5 protein-coding genes, 1 tRNA gene and 1 pseudogene are annotated in these 6,433 nt (G+C 58.4%); 3 read left to right on the forward strand and 4 right to left on the reverse strand.

Translation table 11 applies throughout. The features are described 5' to 3' along the window. The first annotated feature begins 182 nt into the window (after positions 1–182). Entirely contained in the window at positions 183–395 is a 213-nt protein-coding gene (locus ACFOYU_RS13800) for a hypothetical protein (RefSeq protein ID WP_377034044.1), read from the forward strand. Here the strand turns inward: ACFOYU_RS13800 and ACFOYU_RS13805 are convergent. Continuing rightward, positions 384–460, reverse strand: a tRNA-Gly gene (locus tag ACFOYU_RS13805). The genes ACFOYU_RS13800 and ACFOYU_RS13805 overlap by 12 nt on opposite strands. 962 nt (positions 461–1,422) lie before the next feature. On the opposite strand from ACFOYU_RS13805, the gene ACFOYU_RS13810 reads away from it, so the two are divergent. Continuing rightward, a complete protein-coding gene (locus ACFOYU_RS13810) occupies positions 1,423–3,075 on the forward strand; it encodes a beta strand repeat-containing protein (protein WP_377034045.1) in 1,653 nt (550 codons plus the stop codon). Between the two features lie 438 nt (positions 3,076–3,513). Here the strand turns inward: ACFOYU_RS13810 and ACFOYU_RS13815 are convergent, their stop codons facing one another. Together ACFOYU_RS13815 and ACFOYU_RS13820 are read right to left on the reverse strand one after the other, a co-directional pair. Further along, positions 3,514–3,939: a hypothetical protein gene (locus tag ACFOYU_RS13815; RefSeq protein WP_377034046.1), complete on the reverse strand. Its 426-nt coding sequence runs from the start codon at positions 3,937–3,939 to the stop codon at positions 3,514–3,516. Between the two features lie 222 nt (positions 3,940–4,161). After that, a pseudogene (locus ACFOYU_RS13820) lies at positions 4,162–4,925 on the reverse strand (IS5 family transposase); the annotation flags it as partial. A gap of 857 nt (positions 4,926–5,782) precedes the next feature. On the opposite strand from ACFOYU_RS13820, the gene ACFOYU_RS13825 reads away from it, so the two are divergent. Continuing rightward, positions 5,783–6,208, forward strand: a complete 426-nt coding sequence (locus ACFOYU_RS13825; RefSeq protein WP_377034047.1) for a response regulator — start codon at positions 5,783–5,785, stop codon at positions 6,206–6,208. 12 nt (positions 6,209–6,220) lie between these two features. Here ACFOYU_RS13825 and ACFOYU_RS13830 read toward each other — a convergent pair. Continuing rightward, positions 6,221–6,433, reverse strand: a 213-nt coding sequence (locus ACFOYU_RS13830; RefSeq protein ID WP_377034048.1) for a hypothetical protein, incomplete at its 5' end; no start/stop codon positions are given.

The following is a 6,433-nucleotide window of genomic DNA, read 5'->3' on the forward strand; positions in this document are numbered from 1 at the left end:
ACTTGGCGCGATCGTCGGCACTGCGGCTGAGCTGGCACTAAGCACCCTTGTGTAAGGAGTACTCCCCTAGCTGTGCCACTGGCCTTCCCTCAGCAGTTCGGCCATGTCCGCCGCCGTGATGCAGGAGCCGTTCAGGTTGGCGCCGATACTCTACCCTGCCTGATTCGACGGAGGACGCTGCGATGAACGGCTGGCAACCTATCGAGACCGCGCCGAAGGACGGAACCACGATCTTAGGCAGGATCATGCTTCCGGACGGGGAGCGCACTGAGGTGCTGCAGTGGGATGCTCCGCGTGAGGGCTGGCGTCAGGCCCAGGCAGAGTCTGGCTTGCTCCTGTTCCCGCAGGACTGGCTGCCGGTTGAGGAGAAACAAGGCGGAAGGTGGCAGGGGTGACAGGATTTGAACACTGTACCTGCGGATGTGGAAACCCGCTGCTCTGCCGATTGAGCTACACCCCTTCACCTGGAAATCGAACACGATGACCCGGCAAAGGTTTCTCTCTCCTGTTAGGGTACACCACGAACAGTAACCCCAATGGTGTGCCCCAAGGCGGATCGACAATCCCGGAACCATGGCGATGAAGCCCCGTTGAAGCTTAGCCAGTCCTTCAACCTGCTGGAGTTCCGCATGTCACATTAGTCTGCGCTCTCGCCGAACTACGAGATCCTGGTTGACGACGCCTTCTACCTTCAGACCTATCCTGACGTTGCCGCTGCCGGCATAGATCCCGATGAGCATTATGCCAACTGGGGTTGGCTTGAAGGGCGTGATCCAACAACTGCATGGGATCTGTCGTTGAATCTCGAACATCAAGAACATGATTTCACGGCCACCATAATGTGCCGTCCGATGGGAGCTACAACAACTCAAGAAGGCGCCCCTCGTTCTTAGGGCCTCCGGTGATGAGCTCCGTCAAAAAACTTCAGCCGTCGGGAATAATCCTAGACCCTAATCCGTTGGCGTACGTGGCGCCTAATCCAGGCAGGGAGAAAAGGAATATAGATTTGTGCAGATACGATCTGGACTATCGAGGCTAACGTTACATTTAGTTTGGTTGCGTCGATCTCCGACGTCTGCGCCAAGCGCTGCAAAGCAAAAGCGCAGCAAGGCCGTCGACAGTTAAAGATCTAGCCATCCGTCGCTGTCGACGGCCACCCAAATACCCCATAGCCTGACTGCACATATTGGAGTTTCCGCCCATCCATTCTGGATTTGCCTGGACATCGTTAAGTAACTTGCATCTGCGCGGCTGGTTCCAGAAAAAAATTCCTCATCATATCCTATAAATTACTTGCCGCATCCGCACTTGCCATGCATTAATCCCGGACAACCGGATTAACCTTGGTATGCTGCTCCACTGTTGATCCGGATTGCCCTTAAGCGCGCACCAGCCGACGGCTGGTTACAGGAGTATACCTGGATGGCTACTTACGTTTTCGACGGCACACAGAACGTGTCCATCGAGTTTGATCCCGCCGTGGATACGCTCGTCCTCAACGTTGATCTCGCTAACATCGCAAACGTTGCCGACACGGCTGCAGGCGTGCAGCTGACCACCACGACCGGCGCGGTGCTCACCCTGTTCGACCTCGACATCGGTGACCTCGAGTTCGCCAACGTCGTTGGTAACGGCTATGTGGCCGTGTTCGCGAACGCCGCTGGCGATACCATCGCCGTTGCGGGCTCCGACGCTCTGGTCGTGGGCGCAGAGGGCTTCGACACTATCGACGTGACCGGCGACAATGAGTTCGTCGTGTTCGCGCACGAGGGCGACGACGCGATCACCGGCGATGCCGAGGGTGCTCGCATCTATGCTGGCCAGGGCAACGATACGGTCACCGGCTTCGATGCCGGCTCGCTCATCGCTGGTGGCCTCGGCGTTGATGTTATCGATGCTTCGGCTGCTCTCGAGGGCGGCGTGACCGTCTACGGCGGCAACGGCCAGTCCGATCTGCTCGACTCTGAAGATGCGGTTCTCGGCTCTACCTTCGCCGACTCCCTCTACGGCAATGCCGGCGATGACTTGCTTGACAGCAACGGCGGCGAAGACATCGTCCACGGCGGCGCCGGCAACGACACTGTTCTTGGTGGCGAAGGCGCGACCCTCTACGGCGGTGCTGGCGACGACTACATCAACGGCGACTTCAACGCTCCGGCCGTTGGCGCTGATGGCGTTGTTGTCTATGGCGGCAACGGCATCTCAGCCGCTGAAGACGGCGATGACGACATCTTCGGCACGGCCGGTGATGACACCCTTTACGGCAACGGCGGCAACGACGCCATTGATGCCTCGCAGGGTGGCGTGGATCTGATCCACGCCGGCGCTGGTGACGACGTGATTGTCGACTTCGCTGAAGGCTCCCTGGTCATGGGCGGCCGCGGTGAGGACGTGATCGGTGCTGCTCTCACGGTCACCGGTGAAGGCGTGACCATCTATGGTGGTAACGAAGCCGCTGACATCTCGGACAACAACGACTGGATCATCGGCAGCGGTGGTAACGACACCATCTTCGGCAACGGCGGTGATGACATCGTCCTTGCTTCGGCTGACAGCGTGGTGTTCGGCGGCCAGGGCAATGACACCCTGGTGGCCGGCGTGGGTAACACCCAGCTGACGGGCGGCATCGGCGACGACACCTTCGCGGTCCGCACGGCCACCGCAGGTGATGCCAGCGCCACGAACTACGTGACGGCCACGGACTTCTCGGATGGAGAGGATCTGCTGGACTTCGGTGGAGATGTCACTGGCGTCGCCTCGGTTGGTCAGCCTGCTTCCACCACCGAGACCGGTATCATCAACGCTCTCGACGCAGTTGCGACGGGCAGCATTGCGGCAGTCCTGGAGATCGAGTCCGGCGAGAACGCTGGCACCTGGGTTGGTGTTGAGGATGGGGCTGGCGATCTGCAGGTGATCAAGCTCGAGAACTTCACGGGCACGATCACCACGGCGGACTTCGTCGCCGGAGCCGATGCATTCGACGATGTCACTTTCCAAACGGACTTTGACACCGCTGTCACGGACGCGTTTAACCTGACACCCCTGACAATCGCGGACTTCACTCCGGTCCCGTAAAATCCTTGGAACAAAACTAAGAAAGGGCGGCTTCGGCCGCCCTTTTTATTCAGCTTCTCACCCCATCTGTGGCGGGAGCCGCGGCTTCCACTAAACAACCAGCTACTCTCGATAGCTCATTTGCTCAAGGTACCTCCCCATCTGCTGCTGTACGTTCGTTCCGTCTGCAGCGACCGTTCAGGTTAGCGCCAAGACCCTCGGCTCCCTAATTCTATAGTAGACTGCGATGAACGTATGGCAGCCTCTCAAGACTGGATCGAGGAATGAACGATCCTTCTGAGACCACTCAAGAAGCAAGGCTACACAGGTGGGTAGGGGTGGAAGGGTTCGAACCTTCACGACTTTTGTCCCAAGGAACGGGCGAGGATCACAATTACAATCCCAGTCTAGGGTGTGTTGTCGCTTGAACTGATTGGATCGGGTTGCGTTTTGCTCATCCTACCTGTTACACGCAACCTGGAAGAGAGCATCGCCTTGAATGACAAAATTCGGGTTCGCCGAAGAAACCCACGGCCCGCCTTTTCCGCTGCGCCGATAAGCCCCCCCACCTTGCCCCTCTAAGATAATGGTCGCAGTGCGGCAGTTGACCGTGATCTGCTCCGGCGGCGAGAGACTTTGTTGAACGCAGGTTTTCAACGCCGGACTGTTGTCCGGTAGATCTTCGGTTCGCTGGCAGTGTTCGGTGGCGTTCGCGTCCATCACCTGAACCGTCATCACGACCGTTTCGCGATTTGGGCGACTGAGCGCCGTAACGGTTCGCGTGACCCCCATGGACGAAAGCCTAATAATATCTCCGACTTCGACGGCCTCGCTAGTGGCGCCCGACGCCATGAGTAAGGTTAAACTGAGTACAAAGCGACGCATGGTCCGTTCTCCATTCCAGATGGATTTACGCCAGGTTGCTCCTGTGCGTAGTTTACGACGAGTTTCCACTTGCTCACTGGTGTAACATCAAAGGTGGTCTTCACAGGCTGTCCGCATGCCCTCTGTTCATATGCGCCTTGGCTAGGCTGTTTTCTCTAATCCTTGTGGGGAGTTGAGGCCGTTGCAAAAGCGGTTGACCCCACCCACTACGGCTTGTTGAGTCTTGAGCCAGTCGAGAGCGGCCGCGAGGCAGAGAACGCCCATGAAGGATGAGGCTGTCTTCTCATAGCGAGTTGCAACAGCCCGCCACTCCTTGAGCCTCGCCCAGAGGCGCTCGACGACATTACGATTATTATAGATCCAGTCCGGACAAGCGACCGGCGCCTCGTGCCGCTGCGGTGGGATCGCCGGCTTTGCGCCCAGGCTCCAGACATGCTCGCGGAAGGCATGGCTGGTGTAGCCGCGATCTCCGATCACCCACATCGGTACACCTGGCATTTGCTCCAGCAGCGGGATTGCATGGGGCAGTTCATGCGCCTGACCGGGCGCGATCCGAAACGCGATGGCGTGGCCAGAGGCGTCGGCGATCACGCAAGCCTTGGTGCCATAGCCGCCACGAGAGCGGCCAAGTGCTTCACCATCATCTCGTTGAGCTTGAGAGCCCCTTTTCGGCGTGCCCCGGCGGCCTTCTGGTGGGCGCGCACGCTGGTACCATCGAGGAACACCATCCCGAGCTGGATGCCACGCTCCTGAACAAGGGACAGCAAGCGCTCCCAGACGCCGGCCCGTGCCCAGCGGATGAAGATCTGGGCCGCCCGCCACCAGGGTCCCAGCTCCTCAGGGACAGCTCGCCATTTGGCGCCATTCTCGTGGCGCCAGAGAATGGCCTCAACGGTCCGCCGCAGATCCCGCGGCGGCGTCTTGCCCTTCGGGCGGCATTGCTCCACCAAAGGCTCCAGCATCGCCCATTGTGCGTCCGTCAGCATGGCTCCTCCTCAACAGGACGAGCAAAACGCCACATGACGCAATGGGTTCAAGCCCTAACAGGCCCTAGCCCCTGCGCGTCTACCTGTGCCACCACACCCGTTCGCAGACCATCATTCTCGGCGAAAATCTGTGCAGAAGCCCTTTCGAAAGAGGCTGCTATCACAAGACAGTAGAACGGCTCCCGCGTCCTCACGATCGTCAGAGCCAAAAAGAAAAAGCGCCCCCGCGTGGGAGCGCTCTAGGTCCCAGCCATAATAAGGGACAGAAATGGACTGGAGAGTGCAATAACGCACCTCCTTCTGACTTGTTCCCGCATCACCAAGAAATCTTTTGCCGACCCCTGCCGCATTGCTGTCAAGGTTGGTTTCTAACCCGGTTCCGTCCGTGGGGCAGAAACGGGCCGGGGCCGCGTCTAGGTCTATCTCAAGGACCAGGCGCGGCCTTTCCATTGCTGCCGCGTTCGGCCTAAGCGCGAACAATTGACGAGCCGGCCGCAGTGGCGCTCAGCAGTTCATTTTTGAGAACAAGTCGGCACCCGGCCCCTTGGGCGATGCCTCGAAACAGGTCTCATTATCCTACTGCTACATTCTGACCTACGTCTTTCTACGTACTTCCTTTGGGTAGCAAATCAGTTTACGTCTCTTCTTCATTGTTGGCTGGGGGCAATCAGCTAAGTAGTAACGAAATGTATTTCACCAAACTACTGTGTTTGGGGGCAGGCACAGTCATGAGCCGCGCACACAGCAATAAGCTGGGCGCGGCTTTTTCTCTTTGCAAAAGCCTTGGAGTTCCAAAACTGCTCTAACGATATAGATTGCCAGAACAGCTTGAGCCTTAGTTCCCTTTGTGACGCACTATGACTGAAGCCATTTCCGAAGTCCGCCTGACCGTGCTTGTCGTTGAGGACGAGACACTCGTGCGCATGTTCCTGGCCGACATGCTCGATGAGGCCGGGTTCAAGGTCTTCGAAGCCGTTAGTGCGGATGAGGCCGTTGCCCTGCTCCAGGCCCGTCCTGACATCCAGGCGGTGGTCACCGATGTCGAGATGCTCGGCTCTATGAATAGCTTTGAGCTGGTTCGGGCAATCCGTGAGCGTTGGCCTGGCGTTCGGGCGATCGTCACATCGGGGCGGCAGGCGCCGGGGCCGGGGCCGGATGCTCTGCCCGAGGATGTTCCCTACCTGACCAAGCCCTACCTTCCAGCCACAGTCCTTAACCTGATCCGGCAGATGGCTGCACCACAGGTGGTGGAGTTGCCCGCATCAGATGTGCAAGCCACCTGAGATGGCCCAGCGCTAGGCCATGTGCCCCATAATGGTCATGATAGGAGTAGCACAGGCTATAGATAGAAATTCGCTTGTGTTGTATAGTTTTTGCATCATCAGCCATTGATCCTGGGCGCTGATGACTGAGAGTAGCTTGTGCTCCCGCCTGCAACAGACAGGGGGCATACCTTGGCCATATCTCCTCACTTCCACGACAATCCGCTCATCCGAAAGCTGGAAAGT

Source organism: Microvirga sp. GCM10011540, from assembly GCF_042650665.1.
Classification (GTDB): Bacteria; Pseudomonadota; Alphaproteobacteria; order Rhizobiales; family Beijerinckiaceae; genus Microvirga; species Microvirga lenta.

Bases quoted from the DNA above. Each gene is read 5' to 3' on its own strand.
- ACFOYU_RS13800 (WP_377034044.1), top strand. From the start codon at position 183: ATGAACGGCTGGCAACCTATCGAGACCGCGCCGAAGGACGGAACCACG.
- ACFOYU_RS13810 (WP_377034045.1), top strand. From the start codon at position 1,423: ATGGCTACTTACGTTTTCGACGGCACACAGAACGTGTCCATCGAGTTT.
- ACFOYU_RS13815 (WP_377034046.1), bottom strand. From the start codon at position 3,939: ATGCGTCGCTTTGTACTCAGTTTAACCTTACTCATGGCGTCGGGCGCC.
- ACFOYU_RS13825 (WP_377034047.1), top strand. From the start codon at position 5,783: ATGACTGAAGCCATTTCCGAAGTCCGCCTGACCGTGCTTGTCGTTGAG.